Origin of the sequence: Pedobacter yonginensis (assembly GCF_003173595.1) — a bacterium.
Lineage (GTDB): Bacteria > Bacteroidota > Bacteroidia > Sphingobacteriales > Sphingobacteriaceae > Pedobacter > Pedobacter yonginense.
The window spans coordinates 579,660-602,386 of record NZ_QGNZ01000001.1 but is presented as its reverse complement, the minus strand read 5'-3'; the positions used below and the strand labels follow the sequence as shown (position 1 = coordinate 602,386).

Here is a 22,727-nt window from a genome sequence, read left to right as displayed (position 1 = left end):
ATTATTGATTTGAGGGAATAGGTTCTTTATTGGCTTTGATATCGGTGCCCAAGCGTTGCAGGTAGGCAATAATGGCTACAATTTCTCTATCGCTTTTAACCTTAATGTTGTTTTGCTTTAAGTCGAGCGCAATTTTATCTGCCTGAATTTTTAAATCGTTATTGGCTTGCTGATCATAATCCACATCATAAGGAACGCCTAAAGTTTGCATGGCCCTAATTTTACTTGCTGTGGTGCTGGTATCTAATTTCTGCTCAACTAACCATGGGTATGGCGGCATTATACTGCCCGGCGACATCGATGTTGGATCCATTAAGTGATTAAAATGCCAAGCGTTTGAATATTTTCCGCCAACACGATGTAAATCTGGCCCAGTTCTTTTACTGCCCCACAAGAACGGATGATCGTAAACAAATTCCCCTGCTTTACTGTATTCTCCATAACGTTCAGTTTCGGAGCGGAACGGACGAACCGTTTGCGAATGGCAGTTTACACAACCTTCTCTGATGTATAAATCTCTGCCCTGCAACTCTAAAGCAGAATAAGGTTTCACACTGGCTATTGTTGGTACGTTAGATTGAATGGTAAAAGTTGGCATCATTTCTACCATCCCCCCAATTAGGATGATGATTAAAGAGAAAACCATAAATTTCATGGGCTTACGCTCTAACACTCTGTGCCAAGCCTTATCGGCAGGAGAAGCATCAACAATGATTTTGCTGAGCGGCATGGCTTCAGCGGGTTCATTCGCAACCAACTTGGCACTTAACATGGTTTTCGCTAAGTTGTATGTCATTGCGATAACGCCTATTAAATACAATGCCCCACCAATTGAACGCAATACGTGCATTGGGATGATTTGCAAAGTGGTTGCCAAAAAGTTTGGATATTTTAACAAACCTTCTGGTGTAAATTCCTTCCACATTAAGCCTTGTGTAAAACCTGCCCAATACATGGGTACGGCATAAAACAAAATCCCCAAAGTCCCGATCCAAAAATGAAAACCTGCTAGTTTTTTTGAATACAATTCGGTTTTATAAATACGTGGAATTAACCAATATAACACACCGAATGTTAAGAAACCGTTCCAACCTAGTGCGCCCACATGTACGTGTGCAACAATCCAATCGGTAAAATGGGCTACCCCGTTTATTTGTTTTAACGATAACAGCGGACCTTCAAAAGTAGCCATACCATAAGCGGTAAGCGCAACCACCATAAATTTAAGCGTAACATCTTCTCTTACTTTATCCCATGCGCCTCTTAACGTTAATAGGCCATTAATCATACCGCCCCAACTTGGTGCTATAAGCATGATAGAAAAAGCTACCCCTAAGGATTGTGCCCAACCCGGTAGGGAAGTGTACAGTAAGTGGTGTGGCCCAGCCCAGATGTAGATAAAAATAAGCGACCAAAAGTGTAGAATACTTAATTTATAAGAATAAACGGGTCTGCCAGCCATTTTAGGTAGGAAATAATACATCATACCCAAATATGGTGTGGTTAAGAAAAAAGCAACGGCGTTGTGCCCGTACCACCACTGCACCAAAGCATCTTGAACACCTGCATACACATAGTAACTTTTCATAAATGAAATTGGAAGCTCAAAAGAGTTTACAATGTGCAGAACGGCAATGGTTACGAAAGTGGCAATGTAAAACCAAATGGCTACATACAAATGCCGCTCTCTCCTTTTGATGATGGTACCAAACATATTTACCCCAAATACTACCCAAATCAAGGTAATGGCAATATCTATTGGCCATTCGAGTTCGGCATATTCATGCGAGGTGGTAAAACCTAAGGGCAAGGTAATTACGGCTGAAATGATGATGAGCTGCCAGCCCCAAAAATGTATTTTGCTCAGCACATCGCTAAACATTCTGGCTTTAAGCAAACGTTGCAGCGAATAATAAACACCCATAAAAATGGCATTGCCAACAAAGGCAAAAATTACCGCATTGGTGTGTAAAGGTCTAATCCTACCGAAGGTGGTGTACTGACTGCCCAAATTCATGGCGGGCTTAAACAGCTGCATGGCGATGAGCAAGCCAACAGTCATCCCAATGACGCCCCAAACCAATGTGGCAATTCCAAAGTTTCGAACAATTTTGTTATCGTAAGTAAATTTTTCTAACTGCATAATAGAAAATAGGGTTTGTTAATTTTATGTAATCAAAGGTATTGCGGTGGGCATTCTCAAAGGGTGACGGTGCTTAGCTGGAAAAGTGATCTTCTTCACTTTTTTCCTTTAAAACCTCATCATCAAACAGCATTCTGATCCCTGGGGTGTGGGTATCATCGTTCTGACCTGTTCGGTAAGCCCAAATAAAGGCAGCAAGAAAAATGAGCGCCATCAGAACGCTACATCCAACTAAAAAGTAAAGAATGTTCATATGAGTTTATTTTTACGTGCAAACCATCTGGTTGCCAAGGTGGTGAAAGAGATAATGGTAATCGTACTGATCGGCATCAATACCGCAGCAACCAATGGGTAAAGTGTACCTTGAACCGCAAAATAGATACCTACACAGTTGTATGCAATGGCTATCGCGAAGCTGATTTTTATAATTTTTAATCCATCTTTGCTTAATTGAATGAAGTTTGGCAATAAACCAAGCGCTTCACCTTTTAAAATGGCATCGCAACCGGGGGTAAAATTGTTGATGTTATCGGTTATGGCAATGCCAAAATCACTTTGCTTTAAGGCACCTGCATCATTTAAACCATCGCCAAGCATCATTACTTTTTTTCCGGCTTTTTGCAGTCGGTGTACTCTAGCTAATTTTTCATGCGGACTTTGCCTAAAAGTAATCTTTGTTGCTTTTGGAAAAATAGTTTGAAGCATCCAAAAATCTCGATCTGTATCTCCTGATAAAACCTGCAAACTAAATTTTCGCAATTTTAAAGCCAACTGGGCAAGGCCCGTACGCCATTGTTGCTTGATCTCGAAACAGCCTTTATAGCTTCGATCAATTACGATGTGTACACCGGTTTCTTTATCTACGCGAATACCCTTTGGAAGCAAGGATAAATGCCCTGCATAAACGTTGTGTCCATTCACTACAGCAGTTAAGCCTTTCCCTAAAACCTCTTTGTAATCGCTTAGCGAATAAAATTGATCTACATTTAAAAACTTCAAAATATGCCTGCTGAGTGGGTGCGCGGAGTTGCGAAGCAAAGACGCAATGATGATGCTTTCTTCTTGATTTAAGGTACCACTGAATTGAATTTCTGCATGTTCGCTGCTGGTTAAAGTACCTGTTTTATCAAAAATAATGGTGTCAGATTTGGCCAATTCTTCAACGGCATCTGTATTTTTTACATAAAAACCCTGCTTATCAAATACCGCTAAAATGGCGGATAACGTGAATGGCGTACTTAAAGCCAACACACATGGACAAGCGACAATAATCACCGCTGTAAATGCCGACCACGCTTTATGACTATCGCTTTGAAATAACCAATAAGCGGTTGCCGAAAATGCGATTGCAAAAACGCCAAGACTAAAATACTTGGCTACGCCATCATTAAAATTCTGTTTTTCGATTTTGTCTTTATAATGTTCGTTGTTCCATAAACCCGTTAGGTAGCTTTGCGAAACGGGCTTAACCACTTCCAGTTCTATTGCTTCGCTGGTTTGTCGGCCACCGGCATAAATAATTTCGCCCAAAACTTTGTGCACCGGTTCTGCTTCTCCTGTAACAAAGCTCATGTCCATCCAGGCATCGCCTTTCATTAAAATTGAATCGGCAGGCACCAATTCGCCATTTCTAATCCACAATCGATCTCCTATGTTGATTTCGTTTATAGAAACGGGTTTCTCTTTTCCATTTTGTAAAGTGGTTACAGCAATCGGAAAATAGGAACGATAATCGCGATCAAATGAAATGTGATGATAGGTGCGCTGTTTTAGCCATTTGCCCATCAGAAGCAAAAAAACCAATCCTGTTAAGGTATCGGCAAAGCCAGGGCCTAGGCTAAAAATTACCTCGAATGCTGTCCTTAAAAACAATACTGCAATAATTAAGGCCAGTGGAGTATCTAGGTTAATGTGTTTGTGTTTAAGGCTTGTAAATGCCGAGGTGAAATAGTCTCGGCCACAATAAAAGGCTGCAGGTATGCTAAAGGCTAAATTAAGCCAACCAAATAAGGCTTGAAACTGTTGCTCAAAACTCGATAAGCCAAAATATTCGGGAAAGCTAAAGAGCATTACATTGCCCATACAAAATCCGGCCACCGCAATTTTCAAAACCAAAGCTTTGTTGATGGCTCCGCTATGTTCTTTTACTACATCTTGCAGACTAATGGAAGGCTCGTAACCAATCTGATTAAGGATTTCTACCAGTTGACGTAAAGAAATTTCTTCGTGATTGAAGGTGATGGTGACTTGCTTTTTAAGAAAGTCTATCCGTGAACTAAAAATAGCGGGATTGATTTTATAAAGATGCTCCAATAACCAAATGCACGAACTGCAGTGGATGGCTGGAATGTAAAAGGTGATGATGCTTGAGCTTTCATGCCGATAATCAAGTAGTTGACTTACAATTTTCGGCTCATCGAGATACTCTAAACGATGATCTGCCTTGAATTGTTTACCTGGGCTATTGTTGTACACATAGTAGTTGCACAGATTATTTTCAGAAAGAATTTTGAAAACACCCAAACAACCTGCACAGCAAAAATCTTTATCTTCAATTTGGTATTTTACCTTGGGTAGATCTTCTCCACAGTGATAGCAAAGGGCTTGTGTTATGGTTTTATGCTGATCTTCCATTATAATTGGATTAAATTGATGAACTGAAAAGTTGGGTTTTAGGCTGTTTAAGCCAAAGCTTCTCATCGAAGGCCATGCAAATGTTCCTTAGAAAAGATTTGCCCCTGGCGGTGATTTTAATTTCCGTATCATCTACCGTAATTAATTCATCGACCAATAAAGGTTTCAACCGACCTTGTACTGCAGCAGGTATGCCTTTTTGATAGGAGGTTTTTTCTCTGCACATGATGTTTAAAATGTGGTTTCTAATTTCCAAGTCTTCATCCGTGAGCAGGTGTCCTTTTTCAATAGGAAGCTGACCCTGTTGGATTTTATCGAAATAAGCTTCAACTGTTTTTGGGTTTTGTGCGAAGGCCGTCCAAGCATCGCTTATTGATGATACACCTAAACCAATGAGCAAATGGGTATGCTGGTTGGTGTAGCCCATAAAATTTCTGTGCAGTTTTTGTGTGTTGATGGCTTCAAAAAGAGAATCCGTTTTCAAGGCAAAATGATCCATACCCACATCTCTGTATCCCGCTTCGGTAAGTAAGTTTCTACCCAGTTGGTAGAGCGCAAACTTTTCATCGCCAACAGGAATGTCTTTTTCGGTGTAATGTCTTTGTCCGGGTTTTAGCCAAGGCACGTGGGCATAGCTGTAAAAAGCAATCCGATCGGGTTTCATGGCAATGGACTCATTGATCGTTTCGTTTAAACCAGAAAGGGTTTGACCAGGTAGGCCATAAATTAAATCGTAGTTGATGGATGTGTAACCAATCTCTCTAGCCGTAGATGTAACGGTAGCTACCTCTTTTGGGGTTTGAAATCGATTAATCAAAAATTGAACTTTTGGATCAAAATCTTGAATGCCCAAACTTAACCTGCTGAAGCCGAGCGCATATAAAATTTTTAAATGTGCAGGCGTTGTATTTGCCGGATGGGCTTCAAAAGAAAGTTCTGCATCGGCGCTCAGTTCGGCATTTTGTAAAAGTATGGTGATTAACACTTCTAAATTTTCGGCACTAAAAAAAGTGGGGGTGCCACCGCCTAAGTGGAGTTCCTTAATCTTTGGTGTTTCGCCTAAAATGGCTACATACATTTTCCACTCTTGAAGCAGGGCATCAATATAAGGCTGCTCTACGCTGTGGTTCTTGGTTATCCGAGTGTTGCAACCACAATAGGTACATAGACTTTCGCAAAATGGGAGGTGGATGTATAAACTTATGCCCTCTTGTTTGTAATCTGCATAAGTTTTAATCACGTTTTGCTTCCAATCGTTTAGGTTAAAATTTTCATTGTCCCAATAAGGTACGGTTGGATAGCTCGTATAGCGGGGAACGGCAACATTGTACTTTTTAAGTAATGAGGCAGTTTCCATTATTTTATAGCTTTAACGGCCGCACAGTCATTTTGGCAACAACAGGCTTTACCCACACATTTACCTGCAGCCCATTGATCTAGGTTTTTGATTACCTGCTCCATTCTAACCTTAGCATCTGATGACCCTATAGCCAGTGGAACATTGGCAACCTTAATTCCTGCAAATCCCGCTGCCTTTAAATCAAGGTGGTCCGTTTCGGAAGAGGAAGTAGCGATGTATTTTATACCAAGTACTTTTAAGCCCTCAATCATGTCTTCGCTTAAATAATCGTTATTGAAAACTAAAAGGGCTTCTTTGCCTATCGCAAATGAAAGTGTATCAAGCGTTAAGCTATTCGCTATTATGGTTATATCGTGTTTTTTATAATTGGCAAGAACCAACCATTCCTTTTCATCAGGACTAATGTTGTAAGCTATAGCTTTCATATACAAAATTTATGAAAACAAAACTACGATGTGGTGCCGGCGCAGTAGATGAGAATGCTTAGAGAAAAAAATGATTTAAATCATTTTAATGTGATAATGTGATAATTAGCTAATGTGACAATTTGATAATTAGCTAATGTGACAATTTGATAATGGGATAATTACCCAATCCGCTAACTAATTTGATAATTAGCTAATGTGACAATTTGATAATGTGATAATTACCCAATCCGCTAACTAATTCGATAATTAGCTAATGTGACAATTTGATAATGTGATAATTACCCAGTCCGATAACTAATTCGATAATTCCTTCATTTGATAATTAGCTAATGTGACAATTTGATAATGTGATAATTACCCAGTCCGATAACTAATTCGTTAATTCCTTCATTCGCTAATTCACTAATTCTCTCATTCAATCATTCAATCATTCCCCAATTCACTAATTCCCTAATTCCTTTACTGCTTAACGTTCTTTAGTTTATCGATGGAGAGGATGTTAATGGCATTGCCTGTTTTATCAATTAGTTTTTCATCCTTGAAGTCTGCAAGCATTCTACTTACAGTTTCGCTGGCTGTGCCCACAAGTGCGGCGAGGTCATCTCTAGAAATCCGAATGGTACAGGTATCTGAGGCATCGTCACCGAATTTTGCCGCAACTTGCAATAAGGCTTCCGCTACGCGTTTTCGAACAGATGAATAGGCCAATTGCAACATTTGCTCCCCTTTATCGCGGATGTTACCCGATAGCAAAGCAATAAATGTTTTAGAAACCGCCTGATGATTGAGTAAATACTCCATAAAGTCGGCCTTTGGAATTTGAATAATTTCTGATTCTATTAATGTGGCAGAATTATCGGCATAAAGGGCTCCATTACAGAGACTTTCATAACCAAAAAAATCGCCATCATTATATAAATTGGATGAAAGCTCTCTCCCATCCTTAAAACGTTTATAAGTTTTAACTTGTCCGCTCACCAAATAATACAAATGAGTCGGTTCATCCCCTTCTACATAAAGAATTTGTTTTCCACCAACCGATTTCGATTTACCTTTTCGCCTAAGCTCTTCCAACACGGAATCACTATTGGTTGCATTGGTGCTGAAACTGGCAGATTGTTGTTTTTTTTTGAATCTGCTTTCTATGGCTTTGAATAGTTCAATATCATCGAAAGGCTTGGTGAGGTAATCGTCTGCACCCATTTCCATACCTTTTCTCATATCGGCCCGTTCGGTTTTTGCGGTTATGAAAATGAAAGGAATATTGGCTGTTTTTGGGTTTTTATTTAAAAGATAGAGCACGCCATAACCATCTAACTCGGGCATCATGATGTCGCAAAGAATTAAATCAGGTAAGTGTTTAATGGCTAAATCTACTCCAACTTTGCCATGTTTCGCCGTAAAAGTTTCGTATCCAGCCAAATCAAGCACTTCAGCGGTGCTTTCTCTAATGTCGTCGTTATCTTCAATAATTAGGACTTTTTTGTTCATAGGAAGTGATGATTATTTGAATAATCAGTTGGATTGAAAAGTTAAGGTAAATACGGTACCAAGATGTTGTTCGCTTTTGCAAGATACGGTTCCATTCATTAAACCGACGTAGCGTTTTACGATGTTGAGTCCGAGTCCGGTTCCAGGAATGTCACCAGTGTTGTGTGCTCTAAAAAACGGTTCAAAAAGATTATGTTGATCGGCCTCAGGTATGCCAATGCCATTGTCTTTTACTTCCAAAATCAGTCCATCATCTTTGATAATGGTATTAAACTGAATCAGAGTGTCTTCGCCAGAGTATTTTATGGAATTAGAAATGAGGTTGATGATGCAGTTTTTCAACAAATTTGGATCGAGAAAAACAGTGGCGGTAGTGCCAGTATGCTCGTAAATAATGTGTTGATTTTGCTTGGTCATCATCTGCATTTCTTCGGCAATTTCTTCTGCAAAACTGATGATGTTAAAGGCTTGTGCTGAAGGTTCTACACGCCCAGCCTCAAGTTTTTCTAAAGATAAAAAATCGTTTAATATCGTGGTTAAGTTGTTTATCGAATTTTTAATTTTCGAGGTATGCTTTTCCACACTGGATATATCTTGCTTGATGGTGTATTTATCTATAAGTGATGCCGATAGTTGAATGGAGCTTAGTGGGGTTCTAAATTCGTGAGACGCCATGGATACGAATCTGGTTTTGAGCTGATTAAGCTCCTTCTCCTTTTGAAAAAGTGCACTCATATTCTCCTTCGCCATTTCCAGCTCGGAAACTAATTTCACTAAATCTCGCGTGCGTTCCTTAATTTTAATTTCTAACTTTTCTGTATAGTTTTTGATCTGTTCTTCATCGGCCTTTTCTTTACTTAAATCGTGGATAAAACCCGTGAAAATTTTGCGGTCGCTAAACTTAATTTCGCTTACGCCCAACCTAAATGGAAATATGCTACCATCCTTCCGCTTACCAGAAACCTCCCGACCGATGCCGATGATATTCTTTTTGCCTGTGTGTTCATATCTGGAAAGATAATCGTTATGCCGCGATTGATCGGGTTCTGGCATCAGCACCGAAATGTTTTGGCCTACGAGTTCTGCTCTACTGTAGCCAAAAAGCGCTAGCGCTGCCGGATTTAGATGTTCTATAGTTCCCTTGTCATCAATGGTGATAATTCCATCAATGGCATTCTCAATAATTGCATCCAAAAATTTCGACCGATCCATTTTCATTTTAGTGTAGATTGGTAAATATAGAAATTTATCATCAGCACTATTTTTTATTCAACAACGATTTGATCAAGTTTACCTTTTAAAAGGGCCAATTCTTGTAATTGAATAGCTGCTTGATCGCTTATTTGGCTGAATAATGATTTGTAATAAGTTATCCCTTCAGCTAGTTGCGATTTAAAGTTATTTAATTGCTTCCTTTTCTTGTCGCTAAAGCTTTGAAATTGTTTTTTTATATCCTCTTGAAGATAATCGATATACAAATTAAGCTCTTTAATAAAAACATGCGGGCGCTCTACCCCTGCCAAAAGGTTTGTTCTACCATAAATATGTCCAACCATTTCATCAAAAGAGTACACATCAGAAAAGTAAGCTAAATTTGGCCCAGGGCAAATGGCAACGGCCTTATTCTCTTTTGGTTTTATCATATCGTATTTCAAGTAGTTCGATGAACATAAACCTTCGCAGAGGCAAACTTTCTCCGTAACCAAATCAAATTGCTTTTGATATTCAGCTTCTGACAATTCTGCTTCTTTTAAACTCTTGATTTTTAAATGTTGATATGCTCTAGATGCGGTACAAATGGCTTGCTCAGTAAATTCGGTATTGTTGCACAGGTATTTTTTGGTGCAAGGACTTCCCGGGCGACCCTTTTCAATACGTTCCATCCGTTGCTGCTCTACCGAACTATTTCTAAAATTATTAAACAGAACGCCTAGCGGTGACGCCCCACTCAAATAAAAATCGCTCGGCTCAGCGTTGGCTAAATGATTAAGCGTTTCTGAATCTACATTGGTTACCTCTGGCACTAACAGAAATGGGCTCCCCCAACCAGTGGCATCCAAATTATAATGCTCAAGCAAAAAATCATGCTCCTTGGCGGTACCAATTCCACCCTGCACACTAATGCGTTGTTTTGGCTTGTCTTCTATTGCATAACCTTTTGTTGCTAAGGCAGATTGATACATATCGAAAAGCTCTATAAGCATTTCCTCTTTTTTGATTTTGAATTCTTCTAAAATTGGTCCGAGCAGATAACCCTCTGTGGCAAAGGCATGTCCGCCACAATTTAAGCCAGATTCTATCCTAAACTCTGAAACCCAAAGACCCTTTTTGGCTAAAAATTTCGCTTGGATAAGTGCAGATCTAAAATCGCTCACCTTTAAGATGATTTTCTTTTTCAACTTCCCTGTGGCATCTGGAAAAAAATCTTCAAAATTTTCTATGTAGCTATACAATTTTGGATTCATCCCTGCCGATAAAATGACTGATGCGCACAAATCACTTTGGGCAAAACCACGCAATGCAGATAGGGCATCGGTATTTACATCGCCCGTATATTCATCATCTACATAGTTCATTTTATCTACTTTAGCCATAATATTTACATCAATTGAACCCAATTTAATGGCATTGCGTAAAACATGTTGTAAAGCAATTTTACTTTCACCTTCCGGATAGCTCATCATCAAATCGAAACCCTGCTTTAACGGCGACGATTTTGGTAAAAGCTCGAAATAGCGGTAAAGATCAGTTCCCTTTTCGAAAGGCTGTTGCTTTAAGGCTTTACATTGGGCTCCGATTAGCTCATGCATAAAATTCAAGTAAGCGGTAATTCTTTTTGCACGATAATCCTTTTCGGATTTTGTAATGGGACGAAAGGCATGGAAGTTCTTTTGCGAATGATATGCCCGCATCCGCTCAATCAACTCATCATCAACAATAGATACCACAGAAGATATTCCATAACGAGAAACTTTTAATGGGGTATCAATAGAATATCCCAAACCTAAAACTGGGATGTGAAAAGTGTGTGCCATACGTTGGAATTTTTTTGTTGCAAACCTATTTAAAGCGATTACCCTTTGATGAAACTTAGCTTACTTATAAAAGTGATTAAAATCACTTTTTACAGAAATTTGGTTTCTGCACTGCCTTTAGGAAGCCTATGGAGTATCTAAAAAATTGCATCAAAAAAGATTTTGAAAACAAGGAATGAGGTTTTTATCTTTAGCGCATGGATAAATTTTACCTCTCCGAAATAAACATCTACCCAATTAAGTCGCTTGGAGGCATTAGCGTGCAAAGTGCATTTATAGAAGACAAAGGCTTACAATATGATAGAAGATGGATGCTTGTTGATGAAGATGGCGAATTTATTACGCAAAGGAAGCATTTTCAATTGTCGCTGCTGCAAGTACAAATTTTAAATAATGTATTAACGGTCAGCCATAAAACAGATGCAAATCAAAACATTTCATTCGATTTAGAAGCGCAAACAGGGTCAAGCATTCCAGTAAAAATTTGGGATGATGATTCAACAGGAATTGAAGTAAGTCACGAAGTGAGCGAATGGTTTAGCCACTTTATGAACATGAAAGTGAAATTGGTGCGCATGCCCATTGATGAAAAAAGACTTGTTGAAACGCCTTTTGCCACGAATAATGAAGTGGTAAGCTTTGCAGATGGCTACCCTACTTTATTGATTGGCCAATCTGCCCTAGATGGCTTGAACGAAAAATTAGCAGAGCCTATCCTCATGGATCGCTTCCGCCCAAATTTGGTTTTTACTGGTGGAGCAGCTCACATTGAAGATCAGTTTGAAGTGTTTAAAATTGGTAAGGTGGAGTTCAAAGCCGTTAAACCTTGCTCCAGATGTGTATTAATTACCATAAATCAGCAAACAGGAAATAAAGGCCAAGAACCGTTAAAAACACTGGCAAATTACCGTAATGTAAACAATAAAATTATGTTTGGCCAAAATTTATTGCACAAAGGTTCTGGTCTAATCTCCGTGGGTGATGAAATCCATATCGAAACTTGGAAGTAAAAAAAATGCAGATACAAATTGTACCTGCACCGTACTGGGGATGTGAATTAACAAAGTGAAGCGTTAATTCTAGTGCAGATTTGTTCTACTTTATAAAGTTGAAAAATCCAAAATCTTTCCATCCCTAAACTTAAAGCCTATATAGCCAACACACTACAATGTAAACGAATATAAATGTAGTATAATTAATTGACTAAACACTAATTAATCATTAATATTTTTTTGGCTTTCTTTTACTTAAATGCTTTTACAACAGCTACAGTAACCATCAATTGACCAACGTGGCGCATTGTATGCTCAGCCGCATGAACGAGTAAGCCAATTACGGTTGAGGGTAAACCCGCCCGACCAATACCTCGAAAGTCTGTTAAGATACTCTCATTTGTATTTTTAATCTGACTTAATGCGGTATCAACTTGGGTATCAAAGCGATTAACCAGTTCCGCTACAGAATAACCCTCCACAGAATCAGTTCCCTCTTCTCTTAATTGTTCAAACTGGAATTCTGATAACGTTTCTGATCTTGCGTAAGTAAATACACGATCCAGTACACCACTTAAATGTTGCAAATGAAAACCTACGGATGCCATTCCTGCGGGCCTTATCCATAATGATTCCATAGGAAATTGATCCATGTACAATTGGAGTTCTTCTCTGGCCTGCAAAAGGGCATGCGCAACGGGTTGTAGCAAGGGGATAACATCAGGCAAAGGACCTCTTTGCCAAACTTCTAGTTTTTGCGCCATATTTATGAATGATTTAATCTTTCTAATTTAAAAATTTGAAAGGGATTAAAATCATCAACAAACTAAACCTTAAAAAGATTACAATAAAACGAAGCAATCCTGTCTAAAAGTTTGGAATTGCTAAGCAAGATTTGCAACCTTATCTCCCCCGAACTGTTCATCTATAACCGAGTATTGAGTAAGGAATGGATTAAAAGTCCCGAGTTCAAAACACGGGGTTGCATATCCTGACTGGCCGGATTTTAATCTTCCGTGCTTCCGGCTGCGTTGCCAGCCAAATCGCCTCCACCTTCTTCCTCATCGCTCTCTCCGGTTAATCCGCGTTGAACAGGGTTGTCTTCAAGACCACCATCATCATTAGATTGTTGTGTTGAATTTTCGTTTTCTTCTTCGTGAGCTAGATTTTCCCGCTCTTTTGGGTCGTTATTTGAATTTTGCATGATGTTTTATTTTAATTTAGAACAACCCGTCTTCAAAAATGGTTTCGAAAATCGTACAACTATCCAGCCTTCTCCAGTTCTTCTAGTAAAACATCTAAATTGTTTTTTTCTTCGAATACGGCACCGCTAGAAATGTTTTGAACCGAGGTAAGCAGGATTAGTGATTTAGAATCGGTATCAATGAATTGATTGAGTTCATTAATTTTTTCTGATGAAAGTTTAAACAGCATCACAGTTTTAATTTTTTTGTTTGGCATGGGAATAGATGATTGCATTTCAGTAGCTGGAAATATCTGCTCAAACAAATCGAGATGTGTACACCTCTTTAACTCAATTTTGAACTGTATAATCAATACTTAAAATGATGTGCAAAAATCAATAAAGCATCTATATTTTATAAGTTAATGAGGCTTTCCCTTGTACCAATTTTGAAAATCATTACAGTTTACCATCTTTCAATCGAGAAATATAGCCAGAAGGAGTTAAACCTGTTAGTTTTTTAAAAGCAACAAAAAAGGTGTTTCTGGATGAGAACCCAGCATCATTTGCTATGGCTTCTAGTGTGAACTGTTTCCAATCTCCGTCATCAAGCCTTGCTTTGGCGTACTCTATCCTCAACTTATTAATGTAACTGTTAAAATTAAGTTTAAAGTGATGATTAAAAAGTTCGGTTAGCTTATGGTTTGGGATGTCAATTAGCGAAGCAAAACCACTCAGAGTGAGTCCGGTTTGTCTAAAAACTTCAGTCTCATTAAGAAATGCTTCTACCCTTGCGGCCAAATGCGCATCTATCTTACGGATTTTAGGATCATTTTTTTCCAACTTTTCTGAAAATTCATTTTCTACTACGGCGGTTTCTAATCCCCGCTGATAAACCATTGGCTTAAAGCCATAGAGAAATTCTGGATGTAGAAAAAATAGGAAGCTGATTAGCAGAACACAAAAGCATAGGAAAAAAACAATTGTGCTGTTATGCATAATGAACCAAGCCCTGTTGAAGTTCTCCAATACAGAAAAATTCATTACAAGTATCCCCACAAAAAGAGCGGCGCATACGCTAGTAAACGCATAAAGCCATTTTATACTTTTTTCTCCAGCGGTTTTTGATTTTGATGCCTTCTTAATTTCCCAAAACTGAAAACCACAATAAATGCAGGCTGTAGCTGGAAAAGCAAACCAATGCAACGGACTTACAACATATTTGCTGGTACTTATGGCGAATTTTACATCTGTAGTAATATGATTTACAACCAATTGCTGCTCATGGTAACTTAATAAGTTATAGGGTAAAATTGAAATGATGGCGGGGATAATGAGGAGCAAATGCAGTAAGTCTGCTTTTTTAAAAGTAGCATAAGCAGAATTTAACGAGCCTCTAATGTATAAATACAAGCCTGGAGCGATTAAATAATAGAATGGCAAGCCTTTATTAAATAAAAATGGGTAATTTTTAATTTGGCCAGAATTAGTCAGCAAATAAATTAGCACAAACCAAGTTATGCCTGTTATTGAAATGGATAACCATAAGTTAAGGTATCTCTTATTTTTTCCATACAGGAATAGTTTAATGAGGATGAGCGAAAAGATGAAAATCGCACCAATAAGGGTTAGAAAAAAGGGATGCAAAACGAATAAATTTGGTTTCGGGAATACACAAAAATAATAATTCTGCTAGTATTATGGTTTTTGGCTAAAGCCTTTTATACTCCTAATTGGAGTTATGGTAGGATATTTCCAGAGAAGGAAAGTAAGAACAATAAGCCAAACTTAATTGATCGTAAGTGAAGGAAAGTAGATAGTACTTACAGCAATGCGGAAATAGTTGCTAACCCTCGAGTTGGAGAGAATTGTTTTTGCAGGCGGGAATGGATAGGGAATTTAATTTCTCCCAAAATGAATCGGGAGAAATTAACCTGTTTTTAAACCACGCGAACGTTTACTGCGTTGGGTCCTTTCTTACCATCCTTCACTTCATACTCCACTGTATCATTTTCTCTGATCTCATCGATCAATCCTGATGCGTGAACAAAAAGTTCTCCCCCGTTATCTTCCTTTATAAATCCAAAGCCCTTTTCTGTGTTAAAAAATTTTACTGTACCGTTTTTCATTTTAAGTGATCAATTTTAATTAGAGATTTTTTCAAGAAACTAAAATAGATATTTTGTTATTAAAAAGAAGTAAATAATTAAAGAAGTTGCTTTTATTCCTTAAGGTTGTTTTTAACAGGATGTGAAAAAAATTAAAAACAAATTTACCCTTGTGATGTTAATTTCACAATCCTTAATCAAATAGTCATGGGCGCACTCGCTACTTACGAAGAATACAAACAAGTTTTAGATAAACTTAGATCGCTAACCGAGCTTGAGCACAAAGAAATTGTAAACCTTTATGAAATCAATACCCTTCGTAACCTCGCTACTGCTTACGAACAGGTTAAGTATGATTTCACTTCGAATGTGCAAAATCAACCTGCTGATCAACAATCAAATGTTGGATTAAATCAACCATTTCAATTTTTCCTATAAACTCTGTTACCTTCTGCCGATACATCTCTTTAATGGATAAAGGCTTATGTTCGATTAGAGAGACCTTTGCAATCTGCCACCATAACAGGAATAATTCTAAACTAGGTTGAGATGCTTTAAAGCTGCAACAAAGTTTTAGTTTTGCATCAACAAATAAAATACTATGTCAAAAACAAAATTAACAATCAACAATAACGGTTCAGTTAAAATAGAGGGCGATTTTGAAATCGTTGATAGAAACGGTAACGCATACGGCTTGCAGGGTAGAACGGTGCTTTCTATCTGTCGTTGCGGACTTTCAAAAAACAAGCCCTTTTGTGATGGTGCGCACAATGGTCACTTCGAGCACGAAGCCATTGCTTTTGATCTTCCTCCTAAAAAAGTTTAATAAAAAGAATACTTTGATTTTGAGCCTCGTTAATTCGGGGCTTTTTGTTTTGTAGCGATTGTGAATTGGTTGGCGAATTTATAACGCTGGCATTAAACTCTGTTTTAAGAGGATTGAAAATCCTCAGCGCTTAAGTCGGGATTGCAAATCCCGACTAGCAAAGGAGCATAAATTGAGTTGGTCGAGCAATGTTTTTTCGACCATTGAACTGTGAATTTGTAATCCACTAAAGCTAACTGAACCAATTAATTAGAGGATTGGCTGTTGAGCTACTTTCATGGGGCAAACCTCAGTTTCATGAGGATTGAAAATCCTCAGCGCTTAAGTCGAGATTGCAAATCCCGACTAGCAAAGGAACATAAATTGAGTTGGTCGAGAAATGTTTTTTCGACCATTGAACTGTGGATTTGTAATCCACTAAAGCTAACTGAACCAATTAATTAGAGGATTGGCTGTTGAGCTACTTTCAGGGGGGCAAACCTCAGTTTTACGAGGATTAAAAATCCTCAGCGCTTAAGTCGAGATTGCAAATCCCGACTAGCAAAGGAGCATAAATTGAGTTGGTCGAGAAATGTTTTCTCGACCATTGAACTGTGAATTTGTAATCCACTAAAGCTAACTGAACCAATTAACTAGAGGATTGGCTGTTGAGCTACTTTCAGGGAGCAAACCTCAGTTTTAAGAGGATTGAAAATCCTCAGCGCTTAAGTCGAGATTGCAAATCCCGACTAGCAAAGGAGCATAAATTGAGTTGGTCGAGAAATGTTTTCTCGACCATTGAACTGTGGATTTCTAATCCACTAAAGCTAACTGAACCAATTAATTAGAGGATTGGCTGTTGAGTTACTTTCAGGGAGCAAACCTCAGTTTTAAGAGGATTGAAAATCCTCTGCGCTTAAGTCGGGATTGCAAATCCCGACTAGCAAAGGAGCATAAATTGAGTTGGTCGAGAAATGTTTTCTCGACCATTGAACTGTGAATTTGTAATCCACTAAAGCTAACTGAACCAATTAACTAGAGGATTGGCTGTTGAGCTACTTTCAGGGGGGCAAACCTCAGTTTTACGAGGATTAAAAATCCTCAGCGCTTAAGTCGAGATTGCAAATCCCGACTAGCAAAGGAGCATAAATTGAGTTGGTCGAGAAATGTTTTCTCGACCATTGAACTGTGGATTTGTAATCCACTAAAGCTAACTGAACCAATTAATTAGAGGATTGGCTGTTGAGCTACTTTCAGGGGGGCAAACCTGAGTTTTACGAGGATTAAAAATCCTCAGCGCTTAAGTCGGGATTGCAAATCCCGACTAGCAAAAGGGGGGCATTAGACTGCAATTGTTTTTCAAATGTTTATTTTATGTGTAAAATGGTTGGCGAGCCATCAATTAAAAATCAAAGTTCCAAATTCCACTTTCTCGTGCTGCAAGCATCTTTTTAGCTGTAACCTTCAAGCCGGTTTGATGCTTAATCAATCAAAAGTGCCGCCCTTATCTATTATTTCCGCCCATTCATCTATTCCTTTAATTTGAAACGCTTTTATTCTATATTTTTAATTAACAAGTATAAATATTATGAGTAGGCACAAGGGTATTGTTAAGCTATTTGATGAAAGATTTGGATGTGGTTTGATTACCTCCGCAGTCGGAGACGATATCTTATTGAACAAAAAATCAATCTCCGCAGGCCACAAATTAAGTACGGGCAGAATCGTTACTTTCCTTTTTGAAGCAAAATCCAGATATGCTTACAAAATTGTGGTTGAGCAGTAATCAAATTTCCCGCCAGTAACCCTTTTCTTTCCTCAAATCCTAGCAAATAATTTAGATGTATTGTCGTTTTGAAATGGCATAAAAGCTATTTTTGAATGATGGCAAACTTAAACAAAGAACTTACCGAGCACAACTCAAAAGTTGTGGTTTTGGATTTCATTAAAGCACTAAATGCCGAAGATTTCGATTTGGCAAGGCTACAACTTCACGATGATTTGATTTTTAAAGGCGTTATGAGCGAACGGAGCGGCGCTGATGCTTACATGGAAGACCTGAAAAAGTTGAAATTGAAATATGAAGTAAAAAAGATTTTTACGGATAATGAAGAGGTTTGCCTGTTTTATGACATTAACATCAACGGGAAAAAACTCTTTGGCAGTGGCTGGTATGTGTTGGAGAATGAGAAGATTAAATCATTTAAAGTGATTTTTGACCCCAGACCAGTTTTAGCTTAGCAAATTTGCTTTAGTTTTCTGATTTCAATTTCCTGCCCATTATTTAAACCAAACAGAAATTGAAGGTATTCGTCGGTTTCTGTAATGTTGATTTTCGAAACTTCCCCTGCTTTACCGGCTCCGTTATCTACCTCATCTCCTACCTTAACATCTAACAAGGTTGATGTGGGTATATTTTGATTTATGCTTATCATAATTTTAAATGGGTTGGTGTTGAATTGGCCTTTAGATTCCCGTCAGCCCATCATCAAAGGTAAAAAAATAACGCCCCAATTCTTGAGCTGAGGCGTTATTGGAATAACAAAAAAATCAATTAAGCTTTAAGTAAAGCGGGTTTTTCATGATAGGTTTTCCAAAGCAATTCTCCAAATAAGGTGTTCGACCAAGCAAACCAAGCTCTGGTGAAATTTGCGGGATCATCTTTATGGAATGATTCATGCATAAAACCTTTGCCTGCATGTGTTTTACGCAAAGTATCGATGCAATATTTAATTTCAGCATCATCTTTAGAAGTCAAAGCACGCATGGTTATGCTCATTGGCCAAATCATATCTTGGCCGGCATGTGGTCCGCCAATGCCTTCGGCAGCGGTACCTTTGAAGAAATATGGGTTATCTTTTGAAAGGGCAAATTTCCTGGTATTGATGTAAATGGGATCATCTAATTTGATGGCACCCAGATAGGGTAAGCTTAACAAACTCGGTACGTTAGAATCGTCCATTAAATACGCGCTACCAAAACCATCAACCTCAAAAGCGTAAATTTTGCCGTATTTTGGATGGTTTACAATGGCATATTTTTGTATGGCAGCATTTACTTCATCTGCCAAATTTAATAAGCTGCTTTCTAAAGCTTTATCGCTATGCAAGGCTTTAATCATTTCTGCTGCCTGCTTTAAGCTGGTTACGGCAAAGAAATTAGAAGGAATTAAGAAAGGGAAAATTGTTGCATCATCACTTGGGCGAAAGGCCGAACAGATTAAACCAACCGGATTAACGGGAAAACCGTAACCAGCCATTGGTAATGTATCAGTTGGCTGCGTGGTTTCCCTTTGGAAATGATACTGCCCTTTATTTGTTTTCCGTTGTTGATCTTTAAAGGTTTTAAATGTGGCTTCAATTCCCTTTTTCCAATCGGCATCAAATGGGGTTTTATCGCCCGTTTTTTTCCAATAGTGGTAAGCCAACCGAATTGGATAGCATAAAGAGTCTATTTCCCATTTGCGTTCGTGCACGCCTGGCTGCATTGCCGTTTTATCTGTTTTCCACTCACCTACTTTAGTTGCATCGCCGTAAAAAGCGTTGGCGTACGGATCTTTTAAAACGCACTGTGTTTGGTGGATGATTACACCAGCTACTAATTTTTTTAGCGGTGCATCTTCGTTCACAAATTGCAAATACGGCCATACCTGTGCCGAACTATCGCGAAGCCACATCGCATCAATATCACCTGTAATTACGTAGGTATCTGGGCGACCATTTTTTTCTGCATAATAAACAGTTGTATCTAGCGTATTTGGAAAGCAGTTTTCGAACAACCAATTTAACTCCGGATTTTTAACATTGGATTGAAAGGTTTTTATTGCTGCATCTACGGCCTTGCTTTCAAAATGTCTTTTGCCAGCCGCCACCCGAACAACAGGAAACTCTGGAGCTAAATCTGCAGCAAAGGAAAATTTCGATGCTACAACTCCAACACCCAGCAAACCTGTGTTTTGTATAAACTTTCTTCTTTTCATTATTTATGTGTATTTCTATTTGGTTCAACTTGTTAAGACTACGCTTTGGTTAATAGCCCTTATATTTTTACCAATCTGGCAACATAGCCACCGCCGGTAGTCATTTTGATGTTTAATTTGGTGTTTTTATTGACCTCAATGGTTTCTTGTTTAAAATCTTTGGCATTCTTATCGGCGTTAATTCCATCTTTCCAAACCATCATTTTATACTGTCCATCTCCTAAGAAAGATAAATCGAGATTCAGATCTCTTGCTGTCCAATCGGTCATAGCGCCAATATACCAATCGCTATTTTTGGCCTGCCTAGCTACGGCAACATAATCGCCTACTTTGGCTTGTAAAGGAACGGTTTGTTTCCAAACGGATGGTACTTCTTTTAAAAATTGCATTGCCTCAGGCTCTTTGTAGTAATGGGTCGGAATATCGCAAAGCATCTGCAATGGACTTTCAAACACCACATACATCGCCAATTGGTTACAGCGCGTACCCATTGTCATCGGTTCCGATGGAACAGCAGCAAAATCATTCTTCTGTACATTTAACATCCCCCCGGGAGTAAAATCCATCGGACCTGCCGCCATTCTGATAAATGGAATGGTGGTGGTATGATCTGGCGTGATGGCCGCTCCGAATTTACTGATTTCGTTCCCTAAAACACCTTCAGAAGTCATCACATTAGGGTAAGTTCTGTTCCAACCGGTAGGTTTAAAGGCGCCATGAAAATCGACCATCAGCTTTCTTTTCGCCGCTGCTTTTGATACCTTTTCATAGTAATTTACCATATCTTGATCGTCGCGCTGCATAAAATCTACCTTTATGCCTGTAATGCCCCATTTTTGGAAGTTATCCAAAGCTTGATCCATTTGCTTATCCAGCACCAGCCAGCTCGTCCACAGCAGCAAATCTACATTTTTGCTTTTGGCATATTTGGCCAGTTCTTCTACATCAATACCTGGCGATTGCTTCATTAAATCTCTTGTGTCGCACCAACCTTCATCCAATAAAACGTATTCAATATGATTTTTTGCGGCAAAATCGATGTAGTATTTGTAGGTATCGTTGTTGATGCCAGCAACAAAATCTACGCCATATAAATTGTTGTAGTGCCACCAATCCCACTGCACCTTACCTGGTTTAACCCAAGAAAAATCGCCTGTTGCAGGCCTTGCAAGTTGATAAACCAATTGGTTACTCAAAATATCTTTATCGGCAGTGTTAATCATTAAAACCCGCCAAGGGAATGATTTTGGACCATTAACATCAGCAATATAGCTATCGTATTGGCTTACCCGCTCATCACGATCGCTGGTTATTTTTTTAGTTTTAGGATGATGCGGAAACACAGCGTTAATTTTGCCTTTGCCTGCACCTTTAATCCACATGCCTGCATAATCCCATAAATCAGATTCAGTTAAAACAATCTTGGTTCCATCTACATCAAACAGCGTTGGCAAACTCGCCAATTTTGTAGAATCTATATCGCTGACATTAAAAGCTTTGTAATCGCGCTCATTATGAGAGAAAAATTGATCTTCTTTTGGAAAAAGCGATTTCGCCCCACCTGCGAATTGAAACGCAGCTTTTTCTGCTAATATTTGGTAACTGCCTTTCAAATCGGATAGCCAGTGCCAAGCCACGCCATTGTTAAAAGCCCTCCACTCCAGCGATAAACCGTTCGAAAACTTTAAAGTAAGTGCATTGTAATGGTTATCGATGGTTTCTGATTTAACCCAAACTACCGGTTTTAAAACTTCGTTAACAGATGATGTTGCTGTTTTAGAAACCTTCCATCCTCCCTTACTTTTGTTTGTGCTTAATTCAATTGCAGATTCTTGTATCAAATTTTTGCCTTGTTGTTGAACACTGTAAGTAATTTCTTTCCCTACGTTCAAATTAATTACAATGGCCGCATCGGGCGACTTAAGCTGATATTTCTGAGCCTTAGCTGAAAACTGGACTGCAATTAAAATTAAAAATGTGAAGATCAGGGTTAATTTCATTTATGTATGTGTGGGATGTTGTGTTTTATGTCGGTGATTTATTGTGAATGTTTGAGCTTTTAAAGCGATGGTGATTTAAATTTTCTCAATGAGCATCTGGTTAGTAAAACTTAAAAGCAATTATGTTTGATAAAAAAACATTGTAACTCGAAAGTAGTAAAACGTTTAACTAAACCAAAAACATTTCGACTTTAATTTTACATCTACCAGTATTTTTACAGATGCTGATGTTAAATTGTTGGATGATTTAGGCTGGTAATGATTAATAAAATCGCTAAAATGAGCTGTAAAAACCACCTTATTACTGAGCTTCTCAACAAAGTTGAAATTATAGATAAATAAGATAAATTACTATTAATCAAATATATTATAGATTTTGAATAAAGTATTTAATAATATTATAAAATCTCAGCGAATTAAACAGGCTGATTCGATGAGCGATGTGGATGCTCAAGCAAGTCAATATGCCTTCGTCTTAAACACTTCGCAATATTGCCCTGGCACAACTCAAAAAAATCAGCCCCTCCTTTTGAACCCTATCCCCCATCTATTCCAATGTTAAATCGAGA

Annotated in this window: 21 protein-coding genes; 5 read left to right on the top strand and 16 right to left on the bottom strand. The window is 38.4% G+C overall.

Annotated features, from left to right (window positions below; translation table 11 throughout):
* Window position 1: 1 nt before the first annotated feature.
* The 8 genes from ccoN to DHW03_RS02690 all read right to left on the bottom strand — a co-directional run bounded on the left by ccoN (window position 2) and on the right by DHW03_RS02690 (window position 11,091).
* Window positions 2-2,143, bottom strand: coding sequence for a cytochrome-c oxidase, cbb3-type subunit I (gene ccoN / locus DHW03_RS02725; RefSeq protein ID WP_109924201.1), 2,142 nt, complete (start codon window positions 2,141-2,143; stop codon window positions 2-4).
* Between the two features lie 73 nt (window positions 2,144-2,216).
* Window positions 2,217-2,396, bottom strand: coding sequence for a cbb3-type cytochrome oxidase assembly protein CcoS (ccoS, locus tag DHW03_RS02720; protein WP_109924200.1), 180 nt, complete (start codon window positions 2,394-2,396; stop codon window positions 2,217-2,219).
* Window positions 2,393-4,777, bottom strand: coding sequence for a heavy metal translocating P-type ATPase (locus tag DHW03_RS02715; protein WP_109924983.1), 2,385 nt, complete (start codon window positions 4,775-4,777; stop codon window positions 2,393-2,395). Before DHW03_RS02715 ends, ccoS begins: the two co-directional genes overlap by 4 nt.
* A gap of 10 nt (window positions 4,778-4,787) precedes the next feature.
* Window positions 4,788-6,134 (bottom strand): oxygen-independent coproporphyrinogen III oxidase, encoded by a 1,347-nt coding sequence (gene hemN / locus DHW03_RS02710; RefSeq protein WP_109924199.1) that lies wholly within the window; start codon window positions 6,132-6,134, stop codon window positions 4,788-4,790.
* Complete coding sequence (locus DHW03_RS02705; protein WP_109924198.1) at window positions 6,134-6,562, bottom strand: Rossmann-fold NAD(P)-binding domain-containing protein; 429 nt, start codon at window positions 6,560-6,562, stop codon at window positions 6,134-6,136. Before DHW03_RS02705 ends, hemN begins: the two co-directional genes overlap by 1 nt.
* A gap of 462 nt (window positions 6,563-7,024) precedes the next feature.
* Entirely contained in the window at window positions 7,025-8,056 is a 1,032-nt protein-coding gene (locus DHW03_RS02700) for a response regulator (protein ID WP_109924197.1), read from the bottom strand.
* A 24-nt stretch (window positions 8,057-8,080) separates the two neighbouring features.
* The gene (locus tag DHW03_RS02695) at window positions 8,081-9,268 is read right to left on the bottom strand and encodes a PAS domain-containing sensor histidine kinase (RefSeq protein ID WP_109924982.1); all 1,188 of its coding nucleotides are present in this window, start codon (window positions 9,266-9,268) and stop codon (window positions 8,081-8,083) included.
* Between the two features lie 53 nt (window positions 9,269-9,321).
* On the bottom strand, window positions 9,322-11,091 hold the full coding sequence (locus DHW03_RS02690; RefSeq protein WP_109924196.1) for a hypothetical protein: 1,770 nt from the start codon (window positions 11,089-11,091) through the stop codon (window positions 9,322-9,324).
* 197 nt (window positions 11,092-11,288) lie between these two features.
* Here DHW03_RS02690 and DHW03_RS02685 point away from each other — a divergent pair, with 197 nt between their 5' ends.
* A complete protein-coding gene (locus tag DHW03_RS02685; RefSeq protein ID WP_109924195.1) occupies window positions 11,289-12,101 on the top strand; it encodes an MOSC domain-containing protein in 813 nt (270 codons plus the stop codon).
* Between the two features lie 233 nt (window positions 12,102-12,334).
* Here DHW03_RS02685 and DHW03_RS02680 read toward each other — a convergent pair whose 3' ends face one another.
* The 5 genes from DHW03_RS02680 to DHW03_RS02660 form a co-directional block, all read right to left on the bottom strand.
* Window positions 12,335-12,847, bottom strand: a complete 513-nt coding sequence (locus tag DHW03_RS02680; protein ID WP_109924194.1) for a DinB family protein — start codon at window positions 12,845-12,847, stop codon at window positions 12,335-12,337.
* A 242-nt stretch (window positions 12,848-13,089) separates the two neighbouring features.
* Window positions 13,090-13,287: a hypothetical protein gene (locus DHW03_RS02675; protein WP_109924193.1), complete on the bottom strand. Its 198-nt coding sequence runs from the start codon at window positions 13,285-13,287 to the stop codon at window positions 13,090-13,092.
* Window positions 13,288-13,346: 59 nt separating this feature from the next.
* Window positions 13,347-13,544, bottom strand: a complete 198-nt coding sequence (locus DHW03_RS02670; protein ID WP_133248490.1) for a hypothetical protein — start codon at window positions 13,542-13,544, stop codon at window positions 13,347-13,349.
* A gap of 181 nt (window positions 13,545-13,725) precedes the next feature.
* Window positions 13,726-14,913: a helix-turn-helix domain-containing protein gene (locus tag DHW03_RS02665; RefSeq protein WP_109924191.1), complete on the bottom strand. Its 1,188-nt coding sequence runs from the start codon at window positions 14,911-14,913 to the stop codon at window positions 13,726-13,728.
* Between the two features lie 293 nt (window positions 14,914-15,206).
* A complete protein-coding gene (locus DHW03_RS02660; protein ID WP_109924190.1) occupies window positions 15,207-15,395 on the bottom strand; it encodes a cold-shock protein in 189 nt (62 codons plus the stop codon).
* A 186-nt stretch (window positions 15,396-15,581) separates the two neighbouring features.
* Between DHW03_RS02660 and DHW03_RS02655 the strand changes: the two genes are divergently transcribed.
* The 4 genes from DHW03_RS02655 to DHW03_RS02640 all read left to right on the top strand — a co-directional run bounded on the left by DHW03_RS02655 (window position 15,582) and on the right by DHW03_RS02640 (window position 18,420).
* On the top strand, window positions 15,582-15,812 hold the full coding sequence (locus tag DHW03_RS02655) for a hypothetical protein (RefSeq protein WP_109924189.1): 231 nt from the start codon (window positions 15,582-15,584) through the stop codon (window positions 15,810-15,812).
* Window positions 15,813-15,975: 163 nt separating this feature from the next.
* Window positions 15,976-16,200: a CDGSH iron-sulfur domain-containing protein gene (locus DHW03_RS02650; protein WP_109924188.1), complete on the top strand. Its 225-nt coding sequence runs from the start codon at window positions 15,976-15,978 to the stop codon at window positions 16,198-16,200.
* A 1,567-nt stretch (window positions 16,201-17,767) separates the two neighbouring features.
* The gene (locus DHW03_RS02645; protein ID WP_109924187.1) at window positions 17,768-17,965 is read left to right on the top strand and encodes a cold-shock protein; all 198 of its coding nucleotides are present in this window, start codon (window positions 17,768-17,770) and stop codon (window positions 17,963-17,965) included.
* A 95-nt stretch (window positions 17,966-18,060) separates the two neighbouring features.
* Window positions 18,061-18,420, top strand: coding sequence for a nuclear transport factor 2 family protein (locus tag DHW03_RS02640; RefSeq protein WP_240618447.1), 360 nt, complete (start codon window positions 18,061-18,063; stop codon window positions 18,418-18,420).
* On the opposite strand, the gene DHW03_RS02635 is transcribed toward DHW03_RS02640, so the two are convergent.
* The 3 genes from DHW03_RS02635 to DHW03_RS02625 form a co-directional block, all read right to left on the bottom strand.
* Window positions 18,417-18,614, bottom strand: a complete 198-nt coding sequence (locus tag DHW03_RS02635) for a hypothetical protein (protein ID WP_109924186.1) — start codon at window positions 18,612-18,614, stop codon at window positions 18,417-18,419. The genes DHW03_RS02640 and DHW03_RS02635 overlap by 4 nt on opposite strands.
* Before the next feature lie 119 nt (window positions 18,615-18,733).
* Window positions 18,734-20,158 (bottom strand): glycoside hydrolase family 125 protein, encoded by a 1,425-nt coding sequence (locus DHW03_RS02630; RefSeq protein WP_109924185.1) that lies wholly within the window; start codon window positions 20,156-20,158, stop codon window positions 18,734-18,736.
* Window positions 20,159-20,217: 59 nt separating this feature from the next.
* Window positions 20,218-22,158: a glycoside hydrolase family 97 protein gene (locus tag DHW03_RS02625; protein ID WP_109924184.1), complete on the bottom strand. Its 1,941-nt coding sequence runs from the start codon at window positions 22,156-22,158 to the stop codon at window positions 20,218-20,220.
* Window positions 22,159-22,727 lie beyond the last annotated feature (569 nt).

Excerpts from the sequence above, each read along its gene's own strand:
- DHW03_RS02660 (WP_109924190.1), bottom strand. The coding sequence starts at position 15,395 with ATGAAAAACGGTACAGTAAAATTTTTTAACACAGAAAAGGGCTTTGGA.
- DHW03_RS02635 (WP_109924186.1), bottom strand. The coding sequence starts at position 18,614 with ATGATAAGCATAAATCAAAATATACCCACATCAACCTTGTTAGATGTT.
- DHW03_RS02640 (WP_240618447.1), top strand. The coding sequence starts at position 18,061 with ATGATGGCAAACTTAAACAAAGAACTTACCGAGCACAACTCAAAAGTT.
- DHW03_RS02700 (WP_109924197.1), bottom strand. The coding sequence starts at position 8,056 with ATGAACAAAAAAGTCCTAATTATTGAAGATAACGACGACATTAGAGAA.
- DHW03_RS02680 (WP_109924194.1), bottom strand. The coding sequence starts at position 12,847 with ATGGCGCAAAAACTAGAAGTTTGGCAAAGAGGTCCTTTGCCTGATGTT.
- DHW03_RS02715 (WP_109924983.1), bottom strand. The coding sequence starts at position 4,777 with ATGGAAGATCAGCATAAAACCATAACACAAGCCCTTTGCTATCACTGT.
- DHW03_RS02670 (WP_133248490.1), bottom strand. The coding sequence starts at position 13,544 with ATGCCAAACAAAAAAATTAAAACTGTGATGCTGTTTAAACTTTCATCA.
- DHW03_RS02655 (WP_109924189.1), top strand. The coding sequence starts at position 15,582 with ATGGGCGCACTCGCTACTTACGAAGAATACAAACAAGTTTTAGATAAA.
- hemN (WP_109924199.1), bottom strand. The coding sequence starts at position 6,134 with ATGGAAACTGCCTCATTACTTAAAAAGTACAATGTTGCCGTTCCCCGC.
- DHW03_RS02705 (WP_109924198.1), bottom strand. The coding sequence starts at position 6,562 with ATGAAAGCTATAGCTTACAACATTAGTCCTGATGAAAAGGAATGGTTG.
- ccoN (WP_109924201.1), bottom strand. The coding sequence starts at position 2,143 with ATGCAGTTAGAAAAATTTACTTACGATAACAAAATTGTTCGAAACTTT.
- ccoS (WP_109924200.1), bottom strand. The coding sequence starts at position 2,396 with ATGAACATTCTTTACTTTTTAGTTGGATGTAGCGTTCTGATGGCGCTC.
- DHW03_RS02685 (WP_109924195.1), top strand. The coding sequence starts at position 11,289 with ATGGATAAATTTTACCTCTCCGAAATAAACATCTACCCAATTAAGTCG.
- DHW03_RS02630 (WP_109924185.1), bottom strand. The coding sequence starts at position 20,158 with ATGAAAAGAAGAAAGTTTATACAAAACACAGGTTTGCTGGGTGTTGGA.
- DHW03_RS02675 (WP_109924193.1), bottom strand. The coding sequence starts at position 13,287 with ATGCAAAATTCAAATAACGACCCAAAAGAGCGGGAAAATCTAGCTCAC.
- DHW03_RS02650 (WP_109924188.1), top strand. The coding sequence starts at position 15,976 with ATGTCAAAAACAAAATTAACAATCAACAATAACGGTTCAGTTAAAATA.
- DHW03_RS02625 (WP_109924184.1), bottom strand. The coding sequence starts at position 22,158 with ATGAAATTAACCCTGATCTTCACATTTTTAATTTTAATTGCAGTCCAG.
- DHW03_RS02690 (WP_109924196.1), bottom strand. The coding sequence starts at position 11,091 with ATGGCACACACTTTTCACATCCCAGTTTTAGGTTTGGGATATTCTATT.
- DHW03_RS02695 (WP_109924982.1), bottom strand. The coding sequence starts at position 9,268 with ATGGATCGGTCGAAATTTTTGGATGCAATTATTGAGAATGCCATTGAT.
- DHW03_RS02645 (WP_109924187.1), top strand. The coding sequence starts at position 17,768 with ATGAGTAGGCACAAGGGTATTGTTAAGCTATTTGATGAAAGATTTGGA.